Consider the following 22,716-nt stretch of genomic DNA (forward strand, 5'->3'; position numbering starts at 1 on the left):
GAAACTATGGAATTAGTACTGGCTACTTTTACGGCGCTCTTCACGGTTGTAAATCCGTTCGGGGCCATGCCTGTGTTCATCACCCTCACCCAGGACGACACGGCCGCCAACCGAAACCAGCAGGCCCTGCGCGCCTGTATCTACATGGCGCTTATACTTTCTGTCTTTTTTGTGGCCGGGCAATACGTGCTCAATTTCTTCGGGGTAGGGCTTACCGATATCCGGATTGTGGGCGGGCTGATGATCATGCGCGCCGGGTTTGGCTTGCTCACCAGCAAATCGCACCAGGGAAAAAAAGTATCGAAAAGTGTCCTGAAAGAGAGCCTGGAGAAGGATGACATCTCTTTTACACCCCTGGCAATGCCAATGCTTTCGGGACCGGGCTCCATTGCCGTTAGCATCGGCATGTTTTCCCCGGCCCTTTCCTACTCAGGTATCAGCCTTATACTTGTCTCCATTGCCCTGATGGCCGCCATTACGTTTGTTTTACTTGTTTTCTCGCATCAGCTGGTAGGCTATATCGGCAAAGCGGGCTTATCGGCCTTGTCGCGTATTATGGGCTTTATCGTGCTGTCTATCGGGGTAAACTTCGTGACCACGGGCATACTTTCGCTGTTGGGGAAATAGGGCGCCTACCTGCTACCTTTGACAGGGTAAATTCCGTATCTTTGTAACATGCAACTAAAGAATGATCTGCTTTTAAGAGCTGCCCGGGGTGAGGCTGTGGAGCGCACTCCCGTTTGGCTAATGCGCCAGGCTGGCCGTATTTTGCCTGAGTACCGTGCTGTACGCGAGAGTTTGAGTGGTTTTAAGGAGCTGGTGGAAACACCGGAGTTCGCCGCCGAGGTAACCATACAACCAGTGGACATCCTGGATGTGGACGCTGCTATTATTTTCTCCGACATCCTGGTGGTGCCCGAAGCCATGGGCTGCACTTATGAAATGATCGAAAAACGCGGCCCTATCTTCCCGAACACGATACGCTCTGAGGAGGACATGAGGAAACTGCGCGTAGCTGATCCGCACGAGCACCTGCACTATGTACTGGATGCTATTAAGATCACCAAAAGAGCGCTGAACGGACGTGTGCCGCTCATCGGTTTTGCCGGCGCTCCGTGGACAATTCTGGCCTACATGGTGGAAGGCAGCGGCTCAAAGACATTCTCTCATGCGCGCGGTATGTTGTATACCAACCCGAGGCTGGCGCACCAGCTGCTCCGCATGATCACCGACACCACCATTGCCTACCTTAAGGCGCAGGTAGAGGCCGGTGCCAACCTCATTCAGATCTTTGATTCCTGGGCAGGCATCCTTTCACCGGCGCATTACCGCCAGTTCGCTCTGCCTTACATCAGCGAAATATGTAACGCTATCCGCAACGTGCCGGTAACGGTGTTTGCCAAGGGCGCCTTCTTTGCCATGGAAGACTTCAGCAAGCTTAACTGCGAAACCATCGGCGTGGATTGGAACATGGAGGTAAACAAGGTTCGCCAGCAAGTAGGTCCGAACAAAACGCTGCAAGGCAACATGGACCCATGCCTGCTTTACAGCTCTTTCGAGACTATCCAGGACGAGACTATCAAAATGTTAAAGGAGTTCGGCCCGCACCGCCACATCGCCAACCTCGGCCACGGCGTATACCCCGACACTGACCCTGAGAAAGTAAAATGCTTCGTGCAGACAGTGAAGGAGTTCAGCCCGATACTGAAGAGTGAGGGAGTTTAGAAGTTGGGGAGTTAGAGAGTTAGAGAGTTTGAGTCTCCCAAAGTATAAAACGCGAGCGGCTGGCCTTTAAGTAGTGCCAGCCGCTCGCGTTTTAGAAAATGAGATAAATATAGTAGCAGCGCAGTTGTTGATTGTGAGAGAAAGGCAGAAGTTATACTTTATACTTTGTCTGAATCAGGATTTGGGGATGAACAGGATTTCTGCAATGCCGGGTCCAACCACCCCTACCCCTCCTTGGCCAGGAGGGGAGCCTGTTACTACTTTAGCTAAAGTATGAGCTCTGTAGCTTCAGCTTAACCTTCCTTCTGCAAAGTTCCACTTAGGATGGCAAAAAGGAAAAGCCTAGACTGTAATGGTGGCACAAGAAGCAGTAAGAACAAGCTCCCCGCCTTGGATAAGGAGGGGCTGGGGGTGGTTGGACCCGGTACTGCAAGGGTTATACTTTATACTTTGATAACCTTCATACCGCAAGTTTATCAATAGCTCAACTTGCGGTTGCTTTAGCAGCAGTTTGAAACTGCTTTGCTTTGAAAAGGCAAGGTTGCCAAAGCTTTGGCTCTACCTTATACTTTGGTTAAAGGTATACTTTTCTGCTCCGCAGAAAGCAAGTTGCAAACTTGCATCATGCACAGCCACAAGTTACGCTATCGTTAAACTTGCGGCAGAAAGTATAAACTCAGAAAGCTCTACCCACTTTCTAACTTTTTAACTCTCTAACTCTCCAACTCCCAAACTCTCTTACCCCACCGGCAGGTGCGACTCAGGATACTTGTACTCTGAGTAGGCTGCTCTGGTGCTTAGGGCCAGGGCTAAGGTAAGGGAGCCTACCCGGCCCACGTACATGGAGAAGATCATGATGCACTTGCCCACATCCGACAGGCCTGCTGTAATGCCCGTGCTCAGCCCCACGGTGGCAAAGGCCGACACCTGCTCTACGGCCAGCGCGATAAGGTCGAATTGGGAGTCGGAAATGGTGAGCACGAAGATGAAGAAGATGTTGAAGATTGCTGCAAAGGTGAACACCGTGAAAGCTTTGTAAGCTACTGAGTGCGGAATGGTGCGGCGCCCCATCTCCAGATGCCGCTTGTTACGCACAGTTGCCGCCACCGCGAACAGAATTACTGCAAAGGTAGTAGTTTTGACACCGCCCCCGGTGGAACCCGGTGAGGCACCGATAAACATCAGCACGATGAACATCATCAGCGTTGGCACACTCAGCGCGGACATATCCACGGTGTTGAACCCAGCAGTACGTGTGGTGACGGACTGAAAGAAAGAGGTGATGATAGCCTCCGCAAACGTCATTTGCGAAAGCGTGTTGAAGTATTCCAGCAAAAAGAAGCCCACGGTGCCTAATGCCAGCAAAGCCGAAGTGGTATAGATGATGACACGGGTCATGAGTTTCCAGTTCTTCCAGGGCGCTGCCATCCGCTCCCGCATAGCTCTGGGCGAAAAGATGTCTATCATAGCCGGGAAGCCAAGGCCACCGAAAATAATGAGCAATGCCACTACCAGGTGCATGATGTAGGAAAAGCGCACAGGCTCGGTGTAAAGCCCCTGCGGATATAGCGAGAAGCCGGCGTTACAGAAAGCAGACACGGCGTGAAAAACAGAAAAGAAAATCTTGCTGCCCAGGTTAGCGAACTGTACTTCGCCGCCCCAACTCATGAAAATCATGAAGGCCCCTATACTTTCTATCGTAAGCGTGAGGTAGATAAGTTGGCGCAGCAGGCTTTTGGTGGAGAACAGCGATTCGCTCTCGAGCAGCTCATGCATGGCTACGTGCTGCTTTACCCCCACCCCCTGCCGCATCAGGGAGGCAAAGAACGTGGCAAACGTAAGGATACCCAAGCCGCCCATCTGTATCAGCAGCAACAGCACTACCTGCCCCGAGAAAGTAAAGTAAGTGCCGGGGTCCACCACGGCAAGCCCCGTAACGCAGGAGGCGCTGGTGGCCATGAACAGGGCATCCAGGAAACGCATACTACCAGGTGTTACCGTCATCTTGGGCAGCATCAACAAGCCGGTACCCAGCAGGATGAGGAAGACGAAGCTGAGCAGGAAGGTAACGGAAGGCTTAAGCTGCAGCGCTTTCAGGTGTATCCTGGTCTGGATCAATTCCACCGTCAGAAACACGAGCATGTATAACGAAACACTCACCCGGTACCACTCCACCGACAGCGGGATGCCTATACTTTCGGAGATATCGTAAATCAGCGGAATCCCAAAACCATAGGTAAAGAGCTCGTTCAGGGAAATAATCCCCATCAGTATTCCCTCAAACCAGGTACGCTTCAGGAACTTAATCCGCTCAAAAGCATAAAGAATACGCAGGATGTAGATAATTACAAAGATGGCCAGGATGCCATCAATGATCCTGAACAGTATGTTTAACTGCTTTGGGTCCTCTACCACCCCATGCGCCAGTATAAGCAGCCCAATCGACAGAATGGAAAGGCTATACGTAGTGCCCCGCATCATCTTGTATGCGGTCAGCTTACTGCCGTAAAGCGCTCTGTTTAACGCCTCTGTGTTCATACGCGCTTACTGTTGCTTAACAATTAAACCGCTTCTGCCTAGTTTATACTTTGCTGTGGTCGTCGAAGCCTGCAAAGCTAAAACAGGATTTACGAATGCCCCTGCTTATAGGCGTAAATAATTTAATGACAGTGCTTGCTTAGCCCACTGGCAGGTGTGAGGTGGGGAGTTTGTAGGCCTTGGTACTAACGCGCGTGCTCAGCGCCAGCGCCAGCGTAAGGGTACCCACCCTGCCCACGTACATCGACATAATAATAATCAGCTTACCGGCGTCCGACAAGCCTGCCGTAATGCCCGTGCTCAGCCCCACCGTGGCAAAAGCCGATACCTGCTCAAACATAAGCTTTAGGATATCAAACTGTGCATCGGTGATGGACAGGAAGAAGATGCAGATGATGTTGATGACAACAGCAAAGGTGAATACGGAGAAGGCTTTATAGGCCACAGAGTGCGGAATGTTGCGCCGCCCGATCTCCAGGTTCTCACGCCCCCGTATCGTAGTAATCACCGAAAGTATAAGCACCACAAAAGTGGTGGTTTTGATACCCCCACCCATAGAGCCCGGCGAAGCCCCGATAAACATCAAAGCCAGGAACAGGAGTACGGTAGGTGTATTGAGCACCGAGATGTCCACTGTATGAAAGCCAGAGGAGCGGGTAGTAGCCGATTGGAAAAAAGCGGTCACAATGGCCTCGGCAAAGTTCAGGGTAGAGAGCGTGTTAAAGTACTCGAGCAGGAAAAACACCACCGTGCCAAAGGCCAGTAAGGCGGCAGAAGTATAAATGGTCACCCGCGAAAGCAGTTTCCAGTTGCGCCAAGGGGCATGCATGCGGCGGCGCATGGCCGAAGGCGAAAAAACATCCAGCATGGTAGGGAAGCCAAGTCCGCCAAGTATAACCAGGGCCGCTATGGTCAGGTGCATGATGTAGCCGGTTCGGAGCGGCTGCGTGTACAACCCTTCCGGGAAAAGGGAGAAACCGGCATTACAGAAGCCGGACACTGCATGAAAGACGGAATAGAAGATCTTGCTGCCCAGGTTCGTGAACTGCACCTCAGGACTCCAGGTGGCAAAGATGATCACCGCCCCCACGGCCTCGATGCTCAAGGTAAGCGTGATGAGCTTGCCCAGCAAACCTTTGGCAGAAAGCAGCGAGTCGCTGTCCATGAGCTCGTGCATGGCCACGTGTTGCTTTATCCCCATGCCCTGGCGCATGAGCGTGGCAAAGAAGGTGGCAAAGGTCATTACCCCCAGCCCTCCCAGCTGCACCAGCACCAGCAGCAGCACCTGCCCCGACAGGGTAAAGTAAGTGCCGGGGTCCACCACGGCAAGGCCCGTAATGCAGGAGGCGCTGGTAGCCATAAACAGGGCATCCACAAACCGCATCCCGTCCGGGGTGGTGGTCATTTTGGGCAGCATAAAGAGCCCGGTGCCAATGCATATCAGGGAAATAAAGCTAAGCAGGAAGGTGATACCCGGCTTGAGCTGCAGCGTTTTCATGTGCACCTTGGTCTCGAGCAGCTCCACAATCAGCAGCAAAAGCATGTACATCGAAACGCTTGCCCGGTACCACTCCACCGACAGCGGGATGCCTATACTTTCGAAGATGTTGTAAATGACGGGGATGCCCAGCACGTAGGTACTGAACTCGTTGATGAACACCACCAGCATCAGGAAACCCTCGAAGCGGGTGCGCCTGAGAAACTTGAGCCGCTCGAAGGCATACAGGATGCGCAGCAGGTAAATCACCACGAAGATGGCCAGGATACCATCGATGGCATGGAAGAGCTTGCGCAGGGTGGCCGGGTCCTCCACCACGCCGTGGGCATACAGCAGTATACCCACGGCAAGTATGGTGAGAACATAGGTGGTCCAGCGCATCAGGGCGTAAGCCCTTAGCTTGCTGTCGTAAAGGAATCTGTTAAGCGATTCGGTGTTCATGTGTTTCAAACAGGCGTATACGCTGTGCCTCTTCGTATAGCCGTTGCTTGTCTACGGGCACCACGCCTACCTGCTCACACACCAGGCCGCCGCCCAGGTTACTCAGGCCGGCCATAAAGTGCACAGAAGTTTTCAGAGCCATACAGAGCGCCGCAATGCTGATAACGGTATCACCGGCCCCGGAAACGTCGGAAATAGAGCGGCGGTGCGCCTCGATGTAGGTTTTCGCTGCCCCATCTGCCACAAACACGCCCCGCTCCGACAAAGTAACCAGCACCTGCTTTACCTGCAAGCGCTCCTGAAGCTCCTCCACGGCATCCTCAAAGGCGGGCAGGTTCTCATCGGCAAAGTCGGCTTTCAGGCCTTCCTTCAGCTCTTTCAGGTTTGGTTTAAACAGCGTACAGCCCACATAGCTCAGGAAATTCTTTTTCTTCGGGTCGATGACGCTCGGAACCCCGCGCTGGTTGGCCAGGTCCAGAAAACGCCTGATGTTGCGCTCCGAGAACACGCCTTTGTCGTAGTCTTCAAAGATCACCACGTCGGCCTTCTCCAGCAGGTGCACAAAGCGTTCTTCCAGGTAGCGTTCCTCGTAGTCTGTCAGGTTGTGCTCTATCTCGGCATCCACGCGCAGCAGCTGCTGCGCCCCGGCAATAATACGGTGCTTGATGGTGGTAACGCGCTCCGGGCTCTGCACGATGCCCTCGGTAGAAAGGCCCCGATCCTCCATCAGGCGCAGGTAATCGGCCCCGTCCTGGTCATCGCCGATAACGGAGCAAAGCAAAGGCGTGGCTCCCATGGCCTGCACGTTCAGGGCCACGTTAGCGGCCCCACCCAGGCGCTTCTCCCGCTTCACCACGTTCACGATCGGCACCGGTGCCTCCGGCGAGATGCGCGAGGTTTTGCCCCACAGGTAGGAGTCTATCATCACATCGCCCACCACCAGCACGTTCAGGCGGTTAAAGGCCTCAAAAATACTCTCTAAGCTATTAATTTGATTCATTACTGCAGTTTTGCGAGGCTGTTCTTGATGCGACGCATTGCCTCAACTAGTTTTTCGTCGGAAGCGGCAAAAGAGAAGCGGATGCACTGCGGTGCCCCGAATGCCTCTCCGCTTACCACTGCCACATGGGCGTCGCTCAGTATAAACATGCTCAGGTCTTCGGCACTCTCCATCGTTTTGCCTTCGAACTGTTTCCCAAAGTATGCGCTAACGTCCGGGAAGATGTAAAATGCCCCGTTCGGAAGGTAGGTCTTGAACCCAGGAATGTCGTTCATCAGGTCCAGCACCAGGTCGCGGCGGCGGCGGTAGGCCTCAGCCATTTCCAGGGCGCTGGCGTTGCCGCCTTTCAGGGCAGCGGCGCCGGCTTTCTGGGCGATGGAGCAGGTGCCGGAGGTAATCTGGCTTTGCATCTTATCGCAGGCGGCGGCAATCTCACGGCTGGCAGCCAGGTAGCCCACACGCCATCCCGTCATAGCGTAGCCTTTCGAGAAGCCGTTCACCGTCACCACGCGATCGCGTATAGCATCGATGTTGGCTATGCTGAAGTGCTTGCCACTAAAGTTAATGTACTCGTAGATTTCATCGGCGATCACGTGCACCTGCGGATACTTCTCCAGCACGCTGGCAATCGCACGCAGTTCCTCCTCCTCAAACACGGCACCGGTTGGGTTGCATGGCGAAGAGTACATTACCAGCTTGGTGTTGCTCGTGATGGCTTTCTCCAACTGCTCGGCGGTCACCTTGTAGTCGTTCTCCAGGCGGCCCATAATAGGCACCGGAATGCCCTCAGCCAGCTTCACGATCTCCTCATACGACACCCAGTAAGGCGAAAAGATGATTACCTCGTCGCCGGGGTTTACCAGGCACAGTACCGCGTTGGCTATACTTTGCTTGGCCCCGGTAGATACCACGATCTGCTCGGGGGCATAGTCCAGGTTGTTATCGCGCTTAAACTTTTTAGAGATCTCCTGGCGCAGCTCCGGGTAACCGGGCACCGGCGTGTAAAACGTGAAGCCTTCGTCTATGGCCTGTTTGGCGGCGTCTTTGATGTACTGCGGCGTCTGGAAGTCAGGCTCCCCGAAGCTCAGGTTGATCACATCGTAGCCTTTAGCTGCCAGCTCACGGGCCTTTTTAGCCATGGCGATGGTCTGCGACTCAGCCAGGGACAAAATTCTATCAGAAAGGATTGCTTTCGCTTCTTCGGTTTCTCTCATATACGTTGAGTTAAGCGGGCAATTTACTCATAAAGCCACACACTTTCCACAAACCGAAGCGAATATCAACTACAATGATTTAAAGGACACAAAAGGGAGGTATAAAGTATGAAAAACAAGCGTTTGCGTAGCAGGATAGGGGTTATGCCTTACCACAGGTTCTGCGGACAAAGCACCTTGGCCTTGTTAAAAATGCGCATGCCCAGCACCACCTCGTGGTTGCCGTTACCCATGCCGTAGTTTGCCTCCACCCCTCTGTCGTAGGCATAGCCCAGGTCGAAGATGTGGTTGATGGTTACCCCTGCTAACACGGCAAAATTCCCGTTCTGCCGGTAAGACCCGCCCACCCACAGCCTGTCCTGGTATACAGCGCGCAGGTTAAAGTCTATCGTGCCGGGGGCCGTCTGCAGCCACATCAGCATGACCGAGGGCACCAGGCTAATTTCCTCCGTGACGCTGAAGCGGTAGGCCCCGGTCAGGAAGTAGTGCTCGTAAAGCAGGTTACGGTCTTGCACGGAGTTGTCGAAATTGACGGCGTTGCCCAACAGCTGCGTGCCGGACGTGCCGATGTAGAAATTGCTGCCATAGAGCCACAACCCCGCCGACAGGTTTGGTTTCATCATGTTCCAGTTGGTGTTGGCGGCATCGCCGGGGTTGGCAAACTGCAGTTCGTCGGCCCGCTGCTGCTGCTGTATCAGGCCGGCACTGATGCCGCCGGAAAGACGCACCTCCCGCGACAGCGCCAGGTGGTAGGCATAGGCCATACTTGCCTCGGTACGGTAAAAAGCTCCTACCCTGTCATGCACGGCCAGCAGCCCGACGCCATGGTGCGGCCTGAACTGCTCGCTGATGCGCCCGCCCTTGCTGCTCCCTCCAAACGAAGGGGACCGGCGGCCAGCACTTTTCCGCCCTCCTCTCGAAGTGTAGCCTATAGGAGCATGTGCGCTGACATAGTAGGTTCTGGGGGCGCCCTCCACTCCGGACATGGCCGACCGGCTACCTATTTTAACGTCGGCATACTCTTCGATCCCCGCAATGGCAGGGTTAAGCAGGTAATTGTTGATGCTGTACTGGCTGTATTGCGGCTTCTGCTGTGCAGAGGCCAGTAAAGGCAATAAACAGAAAAGAAAAGGAAGTATAAGTCGCTTCATAAGCGGTGCATTAATTAACTAGGTTCAGGTAGCCGGTAAATTTGCCCTTGCCAGGCACTGTTATCACATAAAAGTAAGTGCCGACCGGAAGCGCATTGCCCCTGTAGGTGCCATGCCACTCGTTGCGGTAGTTTGTCTGCTCAAAAACCATACTTCCCCAGCGGTTATACACCTCCACCTTTGCCTGCGGGTAATAGGTGATGTTTTTGATTTCCCAAGTGTCGTTCACGCCATCGCCGTTGGGTGAAAAGGCATTGGGTATCTCCAACAGCTGCCGCACCTGCACTTCCACGCTTACGCTGTCTTCGCAGCCCTCTTCGTTGCGCACGGTCAACGTATAGCGGGTTGTTTTATCGGGGGTGGCTACCGGGGTGGCACTGGTTGGGTCATCGAGTCCGGCAGCGGGGCTCCAACTATAGCTTGCGCCCCCGCTGCCGCTCAGGCGGGTGCTGGCGCCTGCGTCGATCTCGGCCTCCTGCACACTGGCTGATGCCACGGGAACAGGGTATACAAAAGCCTTCACCGGTACCCGCTCCGTCTCACACCCGTTCCGGACAATGGACACATAGTAGGTGCGCGTGCTTTGCAGGGCTGGCGTCTCAAAATCGGCATTTACCGCTCCTGCTATGGGCTTGGCAGTGGCGGCATCCTCGTACCAGCGGAACTCCCCATCGGCGCCGCCAATAGCGGAGAGCAACACCTTACCGGGCCCGCAGGAAATGCCATCGTGAGCCACCGGTGCCTGAGGGGCCGGCCATACGTTAATTTTTATGCTGTTGGAAGAAAGGGTTGCCCCGCAGTCGTTCTGTAGTTTTAAAGTATAGACGCCGCTTTCGGTGGCCTGCAGAGTGCTAGTGCCGCGGGCATACTCTTTCCCATCGCGCAGCCACACATACTCGCCGCCTTTGTGCACTGTTTTGCTGCTTATCTCCACAGCCCCGCCCTCACAGAACTCCAAATCGCCTTTTGCTTCAATGGTTGATACCTCCGGCTTGGTTTCGATAACCGCCTCCACCGGCACCCGCTCGCTCTCACACTCTCCATTGGTGATGGCGACATAGTAGGTGGTGGAGCTTGCTAGCACAGGCGTAGTGAAGGAAGGGCCATTGGCACCCGGTATAGCCGTGCCACCCTTGGCGGCAGTATACCAGCGGTACATGCCGTTCTTTCCGCCGGAGGCTGTAAGGGTAAGGGAGGACTTGGTGCAGCCTACCACCCGCTCGGCAGCAGGAGGCTCCGGAAGCCCCAGCAGCTCTACCTGCATGCTGTTGCTGCTCTTAAACGTACCGCACTCGCCGGTGATGGCGGCCGTATACGCCCCGGCTTCGGTGGCCTGCCAGGTATGGCTGTTGCTGCCCGGTAGCGCTTTGCCATCCAGGTACCAGGCATAGGTTACATTTTTATGCTCCGGCACCGACAGCTTTACATTGCCGCCCCTGCAGAACATTAGCTTACCGGTTGCCACCACCTCGAAGGGGGGCAGCGGTTGCTGAATCACGAACTCTACTTTGTTGGCGCTGCGCACATACCCGCAGAAGTTGGAAAGCTCCACTGTATAAACGCCCGCCTCGGTGGCGGTAAACTCGTTCGACTTGTCCGACACCGGCACACCGTCTTTCTTCCACACATAGGACGCTCCCTCCTGCTCCTCCACACGCATGGTTATACTTCCTTTGCCACATACGATAAGCGGATCGGTGTACTCAATCTTAGGCGCCTTCAGTTTGGCAGACACCTCCACCTTTACCACATCCGACTTGCCCACGCAGCCATTCTCATCCACCACCTCCACGGTATATTCCCCTGAGTGTGTGATGGTGATGGATTGGGAGGTGGCGCCGTTGCTCCATTTATAGCTTTTGCCCGGGCTTGCCGTAAGCAGCACGCTGCCACCGGCGCATATGGTGGGCGGGCCATTGAGGGTAATCTTTGGTTTTACGGCAGTAGAACAGGAAGCCACTTCCAGCGCACGGGGAGCTTCATTTACTACCCTGGCGTGGGCAGAAAATGTGCAGAAACAAAGGATTAGCAGCAAAACGCCGGTTAAATTCTTATACTGCCTAAAAGTAAATGTATGATTAGGTAAACGTGATGCTTCCATAGGCACCGATGGCTAAAGCTATTAATTACGTCCTATACATACTTATTAGTCTTATATTTAGTTCCACTTACAATTAATTTAAGTCTATTTTTTGAAAGTATAAATCAATTAATTCAAGCTAATATATAGGTGCAGTTATATTCTAACAGGATGTGATAGACACAAAAAAAGGCTGCAGAGTATTTCTGCAGCCTTTCCTGTCCAATTTTATACTTTTTATACTTTTCCGTAAGCCGTGCGCTCTACGATGCTTCTGCCGAGCGTTACCTCGTCGGTATACTCCAGCTCGCCGCCTACCGGCACACCGCGGGCGATGGTGGTGATGCGCAGGTCAAAATCGCGGAGCTTGCGCGTGAGGTAGAACGCTGTAGTATCGCCCTCCATGGTGGGGCTAATAGCCAGCAGGATTTCTTTCACCTCCGAGCCTGGCAAACGCTCCAGCAGCGCATCAATGTACAGATCGGATGGGCCAATGCCTTCGATAGGCGAAATGACGCCACCCAGCACGTGGTAAAGGCCTTTGTACTGCGCCGTGTTCTCAATGGCAATCACATCGCGGATGTCGCTGACCACGCACAGCATGCTGCGGTCGCGGAGGGGGTTGGAGCAGATGGAGCAGACCTCGGTATCGGAGATGTTGTGGCAATGCTTGCAGTGCTTGATCTCGGTACGCATCTTCACCAGCGCCTCTGCCAGCGAGAAGGTATCCTCCGACTCGTGCTTGAGCATGTGCAAGGCCAGGCGAAGGGCGGTTTTCCGGCCCACACCGGGCAGCTTCGCCAGTTCCTCTACGGCGTTTTCAATAAGTTTAGAAGGAAAATTCATCAATCCAGCTGCGCCTCCTCTACTCTATATTCGCTGAAAGGTCTTTATCGTGCAGCGCGGTGCACATCCCCTTCAGTTCCTCAAACGTTCCCACCTTCACGGTGCACTTGCCTTTGTAGTGGATGAGCATGGTGCACTGCTCGGCCTGCTCTGCCGTGTGGCCGCATACTTTGATGAGCGTGTCAATCACATGGTCAAACGTGTTCACGTCGTCGTTGTACACCACCAGGTTCCGCAAGTCGGTGGTTTCTTCGAGCAACGCAACGTCAAAATCCTCTTTATGTAAAATACCTGTATCCCAATTCATACTGCAAAACTACTAAATTCTACCCACTAAAAGAAGTGCGTGGCCTAAGTATAAGTACCTGTTCCGGCGCCTTTTTATACTGGTAAGGCGTATGGATTTTAACAAAATACAACGGGGTATGATTCCCCGTTTTCAAGCATACTTTGGCGGCTAAGGGCCAGTGGTTTTTGTAAAAAAGGCAGATTAAGCGTTTCTTGCATACCTTATTTTTATACTGTTTATACTTACAAATGATGATTATTTCATATTTACAAAAGCGGCTGTGCCTGCTCCTGCTGCTGGTGGTGGCCATCGTGCCCCTACAGGCCCAGGACAAGGTGCTGACCATGGAAGACGCCGTTATCAACCCGGCCCTGCAGCCCCAGAACCTGCGCCAGCTTGCTTGGGTGGCAGGCACCAGCGACTTCACCTACCTCAAGGCAGACAACGGCAATCAGGTGCTTGTACGCGGCAACGCCACCTCCACCAAGCAGCAGGACATCCTGACGCTGGAGCAGCTGAACGCGGCCATAACGGCTACAGGCGCCGATAAGCTCAGCAGCTTCCCCGCGCTCTACTGGCGCGACGGCAGCAACTTCCTGATGGACGTGCAGAACCGCATCATCGGCTATGACCTGAAATCAGGCAAGGCGCGCGTTACGATGACCTATGCCAAAGAGGCCGAGAACAAAGAACTGGACCCGACCATGCAGCGCCTGGCTTACACCAAAGGCAACAATTTATACTTGTCGGTACCGGGCAAAGAAGACGTGGCGATAACGAAGGAGGAGAACGCAGCCATTGTGAACGGGCAGGCGGCACACCGCTCTGAGTTCGGCATCACCAAGGGCACCTTCTGGTCGCCGACGGGCAGCAAACTGGCCTTTTACCGCATGGACCAGACGATGGTAACCGATTACCCGCTGGTGGATGTGGCCCCGCTGCCGGCGCAGCTCAACAACATCAAATACCCCATGGCAGGCGGCAAGAGCCACCACGTGACGGTGGGCGTGTACGATGTGGCCTCCGGCAAAACGATTTACCTGCAAACCGGCGAGCCAGCCGAACAGTACCTGACCAACATCACCTGGAGCCCGGACGAGAAACACATTTACATTGCTGTGCTCAACCGCGACCAGAACCACATGAAACTTAACCGCTACAACGCCCAGACCGGCGCCTTTGAGCGCACGCTACTGGAGGAGCAGCAGGAGAAGTATGTGGAGCCGGAGCACGGGTTATACTTTGTACCGGGCAAACCCGACCAATTCGTGTGGGTGAGCGAGCGCACCGGCTTCGACCATTTATACTTGTACAACACGAGCGGCAAGCAGCTGCGCCAGCTCACCAAGGGCAATTGGATGGTTACCGACATCCACGGCTTCAGCAAGAAAGGCGATGAGCTATACTATACCTCCACGGCCGAGAGCCCGCTGGAGCGCCACATTTACGCCGTGAGCCTGCGCAACGGCAAAAGCCGTCGCCTGTCGCAGGGCAGCGGCGTGCACAGCGCCCAGCTCAGCCCCGACGCCAGGTTTATTCTCGACAACTATAGCAGCCAGGAAGTACCACGCAAAATCCAAGTGCTGAGCACCCACGGCAAAGTAGAGCAAACGCTATTGACAGCCCCAAATCCACTGACTGCCTATAAGCTGGGGGAGACTACCATCTTCCCGATTAAGGCTGAGGACGGTACGGAGCTGTACGCCCGCATGATTACGCCACCAAACATGGACAAGAACAAGAAGTACCCGGTGGTGGTGTATGTATACGGCGGCCCGCACGTGCAGCTGGTGACCAACAGCTGGCTGGGTGGCGCCAACCTTTGGATGCACCTGATGGCCCAGAAAGGCTACATCGTCTTCACCCTCGACTCCCGCGGCTCTTCAGGCAGAGGCCTGGCGTTTGAGCAGGCTACGTTCCGCCAGCTCGGCACGGTGGAGATGCAGGACCAGCTGCGCGGTGTGGAATACCTCAAATCGCAGCCTTACGTGGATGGCACGCGCCTGGGCGTACACGGCTGGAGCTACGGCGGCTTTATGACCACTTCCCTGATGACGCGCTACCCAGGCGTGTTTAAAGTGGGCGTGGCCGGCGGTCCGGTCATCGACTGGAAATATTACGAGGTGATGTACACTGAGCGCTACATGGACTCGCCCGAGCAGAACCCGAAAGGCTATGAAGATGCCAACCTGCTCAACCACGTGAAAAACCTGCAGGGCAAATTGCTGATGATTCACGGTACGGTGGACGATGTAGTCGTGTGGCAGCACAGCCTGGCCTTCCTTAAAAAAGCGGTGGATGAGGGCATCTTGCTCGATTACTTCGTGTACCCAGGCCACCCGCACAACGTACGGGGCAAAGACCGCGTGCACCTGATGCGTAAGGTCACGCAGTACTTTGACGACAACCTCTAAAGTGTAAAATGAGAACGGCGCTGAATGTATCGGCGCCGTTTTCATTTTATACTTCTGCTTATACTTAAATGTAGCAGGATGAAGGAATTTTAGACAAAAGACTTTAAAAACACCAGTGCCCTCGCTCGCCTCTGGCGAGTGTGCGGCATGGCTCGGCCTCTGGCCGCTTAGAGTATAAGTATAAGTGGCGGGACGCCGCCAGATAGCGCACACTCGCCGGAGGCGAGCGAGAGCATTTTGCAAGAACTATTCATTAGAGTTTCTGCCTTATCCCCTGTCCAGAGTATACATTCCCTTAAACCGCTGAATTGCGTACCTTTGCAGCAGATTTATACTTTAGCGTTAACCTATGCCAGCCGTATCCCCCGCCTTTCGCCAGGCCGTAAAGCAACTGAGCGACAAAGAAAAGGAAGCCATTATACTTCGCGCCGCCCGCCGTGACGCTGAGTTGTATGACATACTCAAGTATGAGCTGCTGGTGGAGGTAACGCTGGAGGAAGTGTATGAGGAGGCCGCCGATAGGATACACGAGCTGCTTATCAACGCCAGTGGCCGCAGCCTGAGCAAGGCGCTTACCAAGGCGCTGCGCAAAGCGATGAAGGAGATTGCCCGCTTCAAGCGCATCACCAAAGAGCCCAAAGCCGAGGTAGACCTGCACCTGTATACCCTGCGCCTCATCTTCGACAACTTCACCGGCCAGTTCGACAGCTACTACAAAGGCTTTTTTACTGCCACAGCGCGCCTGCTGCTGCGCACCCTGCAGCTCATCCGCAAAAACCTGCACGAAGATTACCACCTGGAGTATAAAGCCGAGCTCGACGAGTTTCTGCAGCAGATCCACAGCCGCCCCAAGCACCTGACCGTGGCTTTGCCGAAGGAGTTTGATGTGGAGTAGGTTTTCAACTTTGAATGAGTGGATGAGTGATTGAGTGAATGGATAATTCAATCTGCCCCTCGTCCCGAACGCTTTCGGGAGGTGCGGTATTTGGTGGCGTCCCGCCAGGTCATAAAAAGTATAGAGTATATGCTGAAGTATAAAGAATAAACTCAACCGGCCAGAGGCCGTGGTATAGCCCGCACTGGCCAGAGGAGAGCGAGAGCAATCATCAATCTTACAAACAAAAAGAAGCGTCATGTTTTGCGCCTCTACAAGTATAAATCTGGCTACCCTCGCTCGCGTCCCGCGAGGGTGAGAGATGTATGAGTGAGCAGAAAAATCCATTGAATAAAGACGTAGCAGACATACAAACACCTACCTAAGTGAGATATTAAACTGATATGGCGGTTAGCAACGACATCAAAAACTGGAAGGATTATCTGGAGCGTAAGTTTTCGGATGAGGCGCTTTATCAAATCATAGATAACACAGACGTGCTTTCTAATGGTGTCTACAGAGTAGAATCAAAAACAAACGAAACCGTTATAGACTTCATCTGCCCAAACCAGGACTGGAGCACATTGGATGACATACAGTTCTACAGTGGTGCGGCTAAAGCATGGTCAGGAGAACTGCTAGGCGGCAACAATCCTAAAGCAGGATTATTTAACCGGGAAAACCTCGATTCGGTTGAGCGGCTGTTAAAGACGCCAATCAAGTATGGGTGGATAAGTGTGGAGTATTATCTCGGGAAAAGACTCTTCAAAGCAGTGGCCTACAAAAACGAAAATGGAAGTATGGGAGAGAAGATTTTTACAGATTATAACACAGGCCTTGCAGGCGTGATGCTGCTCCCTTTCACCCTACTCATCAATATTTTCCTCCACTTAGGCTGGATAGGCAAGAAGAGCATGATAGTCGTTGATCCTATCGTAAAAACGCGCAGGTAGTTATACTGCAGGACCGTTCGTCAGCCCTACCCTTACTCCACTACTCCAACTCCCGCACCTGTACTCCTTCCAGAATGATTTCGGATACTTTCTCCAGCTTGCCTGCTTCATAGGCCCTGTCGTAGTTGTCGATCGGGAAGTTAAGGTCATCGATCTTATAGTTATTGTAATCCTGGAAACGCACACCGCCCACCTCGTAGGCTTTAATTACCTCCCGGAAGCGGGATCCGCCATCGTTCTCCTGGAAGTTATAAGCTAGGTAATCCATGGTGTGGCGGTCTTTGTGGAACCAGTACACGTACTCGTCTTGGTAACTGTCGCCGCCGCCTTCCTGGGCAAAGGTAACTTTCACTTTATGGTAAGGCTCGCCTTTTACTTTGGCCTCGCCCAAGTATGATTTTTGCACGGCCGGGTCGTTGAGGAAGTAGGGCAGCAGGGCAAAGTATACCACCGAGTTAACTGAGTTGCTGAACGCCTGCTTCCGCTCTTCCGGTATCTCCACCTCCACGTCGTCTACCGTTCGTTTAAAGCCGCTGTTGCTGAGCACGTCGTGGATGCGCTGGCCCGTGGAGTCGGTAAAGGTGCGGCTGTAGACGAAGGCGCCGTTGTCGCGCAGGGCCCGGTACTGGATGTCGCGCAGCCGGAAGCTTACGATACTTTTATCCAGCTTTTGCCCCCCGTGGGCTTTAATGGCGGCATCCACAATGGCCTGCGCCTCGCCATCTCCGGCGGGTTTGCTCTCAGAGCAGGCAGCAGCAATAAACAATAAGCCCAGCAGCAGCCAGGTATAAGTATACTTTAGCATAAGGGTGATCTTTTCTGTAGGTGCACTTTCCCAAAGGTAAGAAAGCCACGGGCAAGTATAAAAGAAAACCGCCCCGACTATGGAGCCGGAGCGGTTAAAGGGACTATTCAGAAATCAGATTTATTTCGCAGCCGTCACGTCGAACGTGATGGTGAACTCATCAGCGATAGCTTTGTCGCCCAGCTCACCCAGCAGGGTCTCAGAGCCGTAACGCACGTCGTACTTAGAGCGGTCTACTTTCACGTCAGCTTTCGCGTTTACTGTACCGTTATCCACAGTAACTACAGCTGGGAAGCTTACTACCTCAGTTTTCTCCTTAATGGTCAGGTTGCCTTCTACGTTGTGGTTAGGCGCGCCGGCAGCCGCATCAGCGATAGGAGAAATGCTGGTAATTTCGAAAGTGGCAGTTGGGTAAGTCTCCACGCCGAAGAAGTCGTCAGACTTCAGGTGGCCTACCAGTTTGCCATTGTATTCTGCATCTTCGATGTCAGAGTTGGTGATAGAGTTCATGTCGATCACGATCTTACCGCCTGTCAGCTGGTCGCCGTTTACAGTAAGCTCGCCGCTCTGCACCTTAATTTCGCCCATGTGCTCGCCACCTACTTTGGTGCCGTGCCACTTCACGCTGCTCTGATCCTGCGCTATCTGGTAAGTCTCGCCTTCACCAGTTGCAGCGGCAGGAGCCTCAGAAGTTACGGCAGTTGTCTCGGCAGTATTGCTTTCGGAGCTGCAGGCAGTGAAAAACAGGGCCGCAGCGAAAGATGCATAGATTGCTGTTCTTTTCATCTTGGTTTTGTAATAATTAATTGAGTATGGAAAGATTGATTATACTTGGTTGTTATAGTTTTGCGGTCACGTCGAGTGAAACCGTAAAATCGTCGTAAATGGCCTTGTCGCCCAGGTTCTCGAAGAAGCTGTTGGAGCGGTAGCGCACATCATACTTGGTGCGGTCTATCGTTACGTCGGCCTTGGCAGAAGCTACTCCATTCTTCACCGACAGCACTGCCGGGAACGTTACCTGGTTGGTGATGCCTTTGATGGTCAGGTCGCCGGTAACGGTGGCGTTTGGCTTGCCTGCCGCCGCATTGGCAATCGGCTTCACACCCGTAATTTTAAATGTAGCCGTCGGGTGCTTCTCCACGCTAAAGAAATCGTCGGACTTCAGGTGGTTTACCAGCCTGGTGTTGGAGCCTTGGTCTTTGATGTCCGTGCAGGTGATGCTGGCCATGTCGATCACGAAAGTTCCGCCCACTACTTTGTTTCCGTTCACCTGGATGTCGCCGCTCTGCAGCGTGAGGTTACCCAAATGCTCGCCGGTCACTTTCTTGGCGTGCCACTTCAGCGTGCTTCCGGCAGCGTCTACTTTGTAAGCACGCACTTTGGCAGGGGCGGCTGCCTCCGTGGCTGTTGTTGCAATCACGGTACTTGGGTTTCCTGCCTGGGCCGTAAACATCATGGCACTGGCAAGCGAGGCTAGGACTACGTACTTTTTCATCGGTTTTGTCTTGGGTATGGTTAAACTGGTTTAGCTTCTTATTTTGTCGAGCAGGCTGTTCAGCTGCGTAGCCTCCTCTTCGGTAAGGTTCATAATACCAGTGCCTTTGCCTCCCTCCAGTCCATCCATCTGCTTCAACAGGTCCAGGCCCTTTTCAGTTATCATCACGTCCACCGTGCGGCGGTCAGCCGGGCATTGCTTGCGTGTTACCAGCTCCTTGGCCTCCAGCCGGTCCACAATGCGCGAAGCGTTCGAGGTTTTATCCAGCATGCGCTCTATCAGCATGCTGATGGTGGCCGGCTTGGGGTGCTGCCCGCGCAGGATACGCAATATGTTATACTGCGGCAACGTTATTCCAAAGGGTTTGAACAAAGCCGCCTGCGCCTGCTCCAGGTACCCGGCCGTGAACACCACGTTGATGTAGGCCTTCTGATACTCTGTCTTAAATACGCTCTGCTTAATCTCTTCTTCTATCTTCATATGCGGCATTTGCATCCGAATTATCTGCAATAATAATGTACATACATTTAATGTACAAACATATCAACAGAAATAATTTCAGAAAGTTTCATTAAACCCCTGATTTTCAGAAAACATATAGAAAGTATAGCCTCGTTTGCTCTTTGCTTTTAAATGCAAATAAGGCCAGCAATGGTACAGCGTGCTTTAGCAACATCCATACTTTCGACAGCTCATGACAACTTGTTTGCCTTCAATGTGCCGCATAAAGTATGATTTCCCTCAGTAAGTATAGTAAAGTTATATATTTATACTTCCTGTAACAACGTACCTAAGAAATGGTTTCATACTTTGTTGCTTGGGCCAAAGCATAACTTGAAAAAAAGAATGGCTTAAAACAAAAGAGGCTAACCGTTTCCGATTAGCCTCTTTTAAGTGCGCAAGAAAGGACTCGAACCTTCACACCTTGCGGAACTGCCGCCTGAAGACAGCGCGTCTACCAATTTCGCCACTTGCGCATTTTGTTCCTCAACCGCGGTTAAGGATTGGTACTGCAAATATACTAAGCAGATTCATAAATGCAATACCCTGCGTGCCGGATATTCTTTTTTTGTTACTTTAAAATTTCTCAAAGCCTCCTTATTGGCGCACCGTCACGTAGCCGCTCAGACTTGCCCCCACGAACTTCTCCCAACTGCCCAGACTTGCTTTGCGTGAGTAGCTGGAGCCGCCCAACTTCCCTCCCAGCATGATGGCCAGCCTGTCGGAGCCGGTGGCTGGCAGGTACTCAATGCCCAGGAAGAAATCCTCATCGGTATGAATGCCAAAGGGTTCCAGGTCAACCGTCAGCCAGCCTTCTTTGGTCGAGAACCGCCGCACGATGGGCTGCTCCACCAGCCGATCGCCCGGTAAGCCGTTGTCGTTGCGGTATAGGTTGATGCGGAATAAGGCGGAGTCGAGCTTGGTGCTGGTGAGGTAAAAGTGTGCCGAGAGCAACTCGGTGGGCTTGCCGCTCACCTTGATGAAATTAGCGAACTCATAAATGTCCTTTTCCTCCCGCTGGTCGGGGTTACCCCATACTACCGGCAGCCGCCCCGTTACCCCAAGCCGCCTGAGCTTTGGCTTGCGGCTGTGCACTTCCACCTCCTGCAGGCCGGTTACCTTCTCCTGTAGCCTTACTTCCAGCGGCACCATACTTGCCAACGCCCGCACCGGCACCGGCAGCTCCTGGTACCCGACAGCCGAGAAGGTCAAAGTATCCTGGGCACGTTCAGATGGCAACGCAAGTATAAACCTGCCTTGTGCATCGGAGGCGGTGCCTATGTTCTTGTTCCGGATGCCGATGTTGACGTAAGGCAACGGCTGGCCACTTTCGGAAGCCAACACGCGCCCCTGCAGTTTTATACTTTGGGCTTCCGTGGTAAACGAAAAAAGCAGTAGCAGCAGGGTGATGATTTGTTTCATAGCGGATTGGGTGAGGGTAGTTTATACTTGCGGGGAGGCTCAAACCTTCCTGTACCTTTCGCATCACCAGACCAGTGTTGCGGGAAAGTATAAAAGTATAGGAGGAGCAATTAACTGCCCTTACTTACCTGCAGTTTCACGTTTTTATGGGTCTCCTGGCTATCCGAGCTTGGGTAGGGCATTACATCCAGCAGGGTAATCTCATACTCCTGCCCGTCTACGTCCACCGTCTGGGTGTGCTTGTTGCGCATGGGCTCCGGCCGGCAGTCGCCGATGCAGAAGGTAACGGACTGCCCTTTTTTGTTGCGCCCCAGCACTTTTACTTTTACCACAGCATTGCCGTACCACACGCACACCACGTCCTTGGGACAGCGCGAGTCGGTCACCTCCTCCACCTGCAGCCCCAGCAAATCCGTTTCCGCACCGCTTACCTTCAGCACCTGTCCCTGCGCCATTGTAAAAGCTTCGCCCAGCTCGGCGGACCGGGGAGATACATCCTCCTGGCACTGCGTCATCAGCAGCAGCACGGCCACCATAGCGTATAGGTAATTTGTCATAGTTTGGCTTATTCCTTACCTGGAAGAGCCCCAAACTATGGCCAAGGGTTGCATGAACCCTCAAATTCTATTTAAGGAAATAGCCGTTTATAACTTCGAGCCCACGCTCATTTTACTGCGGGGATGACTCTCCCATCGCATACCGGATGCCGCCCCACATATGGCGCAAAAAGAGTGTGTCGCTGTAGCTTTCCTTGGTGTGGCCCAGGGCAGTATAAAAGGCGCGCCCGCCATCGAATTCGTGGTACCAGGCAATAGGATGATTTTCTCCGTTTTCGCCGCCTTTGTAGCTGCGCTCGTCCAGGTTAGCCAGCACATGCACCTTGGGGTTCATACTTTTGAAATTGTACCACTCGTCCGTATGCTCCCAGCGGTCGGGCAGATGGCTGGTGGAGAGGTGGTCTTTGTCCAGCACATCGATAGCAGCCTTTTGCACTTCCGGGTGGCTCGTAAAGTATGCCCCCACCAACTGGTTGTACCAGGGCCAATCATACTCGGTGTCGCTAGCAGCGTGCACCCCGGCAAATCCTCCGCCCGACTGGATATATTGCTTAAAAGCCTCTTGCTGCGTCTCATCCAGCACATCTTTGGTCGTGTTGAGGAACACCACGGCCGCGTACTTTTTCAGTGAGTCAGCGGTGAAGTAGGCAGCATTCTCGGTGGTATCCACCCCCACATTATACTCCTGCCCCAGTTGCAGCAGCGCCGCCTTGCCCGCCGGAATGGACTCGTGCCGGAAACCAGCGGTTTTAGAGAACACCAGGATCCTTTTCTGCTGTGCGCTCTCAGTTGCAGTTGCCTGCTCAGACGCTTCCGAAGAACAGGAAAAGGCACTGCATGCCAGTAATAACAGGCTGTAAAGTATAATGCTCTTTCGCATAGTATAATGGCTTATATGATTCTTCTAATATAC

20 protein-coding genes and 1 tRNA gene are annotated in these 22,716 nt (G+C 53.4%); 5 read left to right on the plus strand and 16 right to left on the minus strand.

The window, feature by feature from the left end:
• Positions 1-6: 6 nt before the first annotated feature.
• Together BM040_RS18565 and hemE are read left to right on the plus strand one after the other, a co-directional pair.
• Complete coding sequence (locus BM040_RS18565) at positions 7-627, plus strand: MarC family protein (protein ID WP_092104827.1); 621 nt, start codon at positions 7-9, stop codon at positions 625-627.
• Positions 628-675: 48 nt separating this feature from the next.
• Complete coding sequence (gene hemE, locus BM040_RS18570; RefSeq protein WP_092104705.1) at positions 676-1,725, plus strand: uroporphyrinogen decarboxylase; 1,050 nt, start codon at positions 676-678, stop codon at positions 1,723-1,725.
• A gap of 738 nt (positions 1,726-2,463) precedes the next feature.
• Here hemE and BM040_RS18575 read toward each other — a convergent pair.
• The 8 genes from BM040_RS18575 to BM040_RS18610 all read right to left on the minus strand — a co-directional run bounded on the left by BM040_RS18575 (position 2,464) and on the right by BM040_RS18610 (position 12,800).
• A complete protein-coding gene (locus BM040_RS18575; protein WP_092104707.1) occupies positions 2,464-4,263 on the minus strand; it encodes a TrkH family potassium uptake protein in 1,800 nt (599 codons plus the stop codon).
• Between the two features lie 139 nt (positions 4,264-4,402).
• Positions 4,403-6,202 carry a TrkH family potassium uptake protein gene (locus tag BM040_RS18580; protein ID WP_092104709.1) on the minus strand — a complete coding sequence of 600 codons (1,800 nt, stop codon included), beginning with the start codon at positions 6,200-6,202 and terminating at the stop codon, positions 4,403-4,405.
• On the minus strand, positions 6,183-7,202 hold the full coding sequence (locus tag BM040_RS18585; protein ID WP_092104711.1) for a bifunctional heptose 7-phosphate kinase/heptose 1-phosphate adenyltransferase: 1,020 nt from the start codon (positions 7,200-7,202) through the stop codon (positions 6,183-6,185). Before BM040_RS18585 ends, BM040_RS18580 begins: the two co-directional genes overlap by 20 nt.
• On the minus strand, positions 7,202-8,416 hold the full coding sequence (locus BM040_RS18590) for a pyridoxal phosphate-dependent aminotransferase (protein ID WP_092104713.1): 1,215 nt from the start codon (positions 8,414-8,416) through the stop codon (positions 7,202-7,204). Before BM040_RS18590 ends, BM040_RS18585 begins: the two co-directional genes overlap by 1 nt.
• A gap of 149 nt (positions 8,417-8,565) precedes the next feature.
• Positions 8,566-9,567, minus strand: a complete 1,002-nt coding sequence (locus BM040_RS18595; RefSeq protein ID WP_092104715.1) for a PorP/SprF family type IX secretion system membrane protein — start codon at positions 9,565-9,567, stop codon at positions 8,566-8,568.
• Between the two features lie 10 nt (positions 9,568-9,577).
• A complete protein-coding gene (locus BM040_RS18600) occupies positions 9,578-11,602 on the minus strand; it encodes an Ig-like domain-containing protein (protein WP_175491125.1) in 2,025 nt (674 codons plus the stop codon).
• A 282-nt stretch (positions 11,603-11,884) separates the two neighbouring features.
• On the minus strand, positions 11,885-12,493 hold the full coding sequence (recR, locus tag BM040_RS18605; RefSeq protein ID WP_092104721.1) for a recombination mediator RecR: 609 nt from the start codon (positions 12,491-12,493) through the stop codon (positions 11,885-11,887).
• A gap of 19 nt (positions 12,494-12,512) precedes the next feature.
• On the minus strand, positions 12,513-12,800 hold the full coding sequence (locus BM040_RS18610; protein WP_092104723.1) for an ATP-dependent Clp protease adaptor ClpS: 288 nt from the start codon (positions 12,798-12,800) through the stop codon (positions 12,513-12,515).
• Between the two features lie 230 nt (positions 12,801-13,030).
• Between BM040_RS18610 and BM040_RS18615 the strand changes: the two genes are divergently transcribed.
• From BM040_RS18615 to BM040_RS18625, 3 genes are all read left to right on the plus strand, one after another.
• On the plus strand, positions 13,031-15,196 hold the full coding sequence (locus BM040_RS18615) for a S9 family peptidase (RefSeq protein ID WP_217646797.1): 2,166 nt from the start codon (positions 13,031-13,033) through the stop codon (positions 15,194-15,196).
• Positions 15,197-15,545: 349 nt separating this feature from the next.
• Positions 15,546-16,091: a hypothetical protein gene (locus tag BM040_RS18620; RefSeq protein WP_092104725.1), complete on the plus strand. Its 546-nt coding sequence runs from the start codon at positions 15,546-15,548 to the stop codon at positions 16,089-16,091.
• A gap of 383 nt (positions 16,092-16,474) precedes the next feature.
• Entirely contained in the window at positions 16,475-17,023 is a 549-nt protein-coding gene (locus tag BM040_RS18625; RefSeq protein WP_092104727.1) for a hypothetical protein, read from the plus strand.
• A 40-nt stretch (positions 17,024-17,063) separates the two neighbouring features.
• On the opposite strand, the gene BM040_RS18630 is transcribed toward BM040_RS18625, so the two are convergent.
• From BM040_RS18630 to BM040_RS18665, 8 genes are all read right to left on the minus strand, one after another.
• Complete coding sequence (locus tag BM040_RS18630) at positions 17,064-17,828, minus strand: DUF6503 family protein (RefSeq protein WP_092104729.1); 765 nt, start codon at positions 17,826-17,828, stop codon at positions 17,064-17,066.
• A gap of 120 nt (positions 17,829-17,948) precedes the next feature.
• Complete coding sequence (locus BM040_RS18635) at positions 17,949-18,614, minus strand: YceI family protein (protein WP_092104731.1); 666 nt, start codon at positions 18,612-18,614, stop codon at positions 17,949-17,951.
• A 52-nt stretch (positions 18,615-18,666) separates the two neighbouring features.
• On the minus strand, positions 18,667-19,323 hold the full coding sequence (locus BM040_RS18640) for a YceI family protein (protein WP_092104733.1): 657 nt from the start codon (positions 19,321-19,323) through the stop codon (positions 18,667-18,669).
• Positions 19,324-19,353: 30 nt separating this feature from the next.
• The gene (locus tag BM040_RS18645) at positions 19,354-19,803 is read right to left on the minus strand and encodes a MarR family winged helix-turn-helix transcriptional regulator (protein ID WP_092104831.1); all 450 of its coding nucleotides are present in this window, start codon (positions 19,801-19,803) and stop codon (positions 19,354-19,356) included.
• A gap of 415 nt (positions 19,804-20,218) precedes the next feature.
• A tRNA-Leu gene (locus BM040_RS18650) sits at positions 20,219-20,300 on the minus strand.
• A gap of 121 nt (positions 20,301-20,421) precedes the next feature.
• Positions 20,422-21,246, minus strand: a complete 825-nt coding sequence (locus tag BM040_RS18655) for a carboxypeptidase-like regulatory domain-containing protein (protein WP_092104735.1) — start codon at positions 21,244-21,246, stop codon at positions 20,422-20,424.
• 110 nt (positions 21,247-21,356) lie between these two features.
• Positions 21,357-21,803, minus strand: coding sequence for a hypothetical protein (locus BM040_RS18660; protein ID WP_139217853.1), 447 nt, complete (start codon positions 21,801-21,803; stop codon positions 21,357-21,359).
• A gap of 112 nt (positions 21,804-21,915) precedes the next feature.
• Positions 21,916-22,683: a ThuA domain-containing protein gene (locus BM040_RS18665; RefSeq protein WP_092104739.1), complete on the minus strand. Its 768-nt coding sequence runs from the start codon at positions 22,681-22,683 to the stop codon at positions 21,916-21,918.
• Between the last annotated feature and the right edge of the window lie 33 nt (positions 22,684-22,716).

This window comes from Pontibacter chinhatensis (assembly GCF_900113285.1).
In the GTDB taxonomy this organism is placed as follows: Bacteria; Bacteroidota; Bacteroidia; order Cytophagales; family Hymenobacteraceae; genus Pontibacter; species Pontibacter chinhatensis.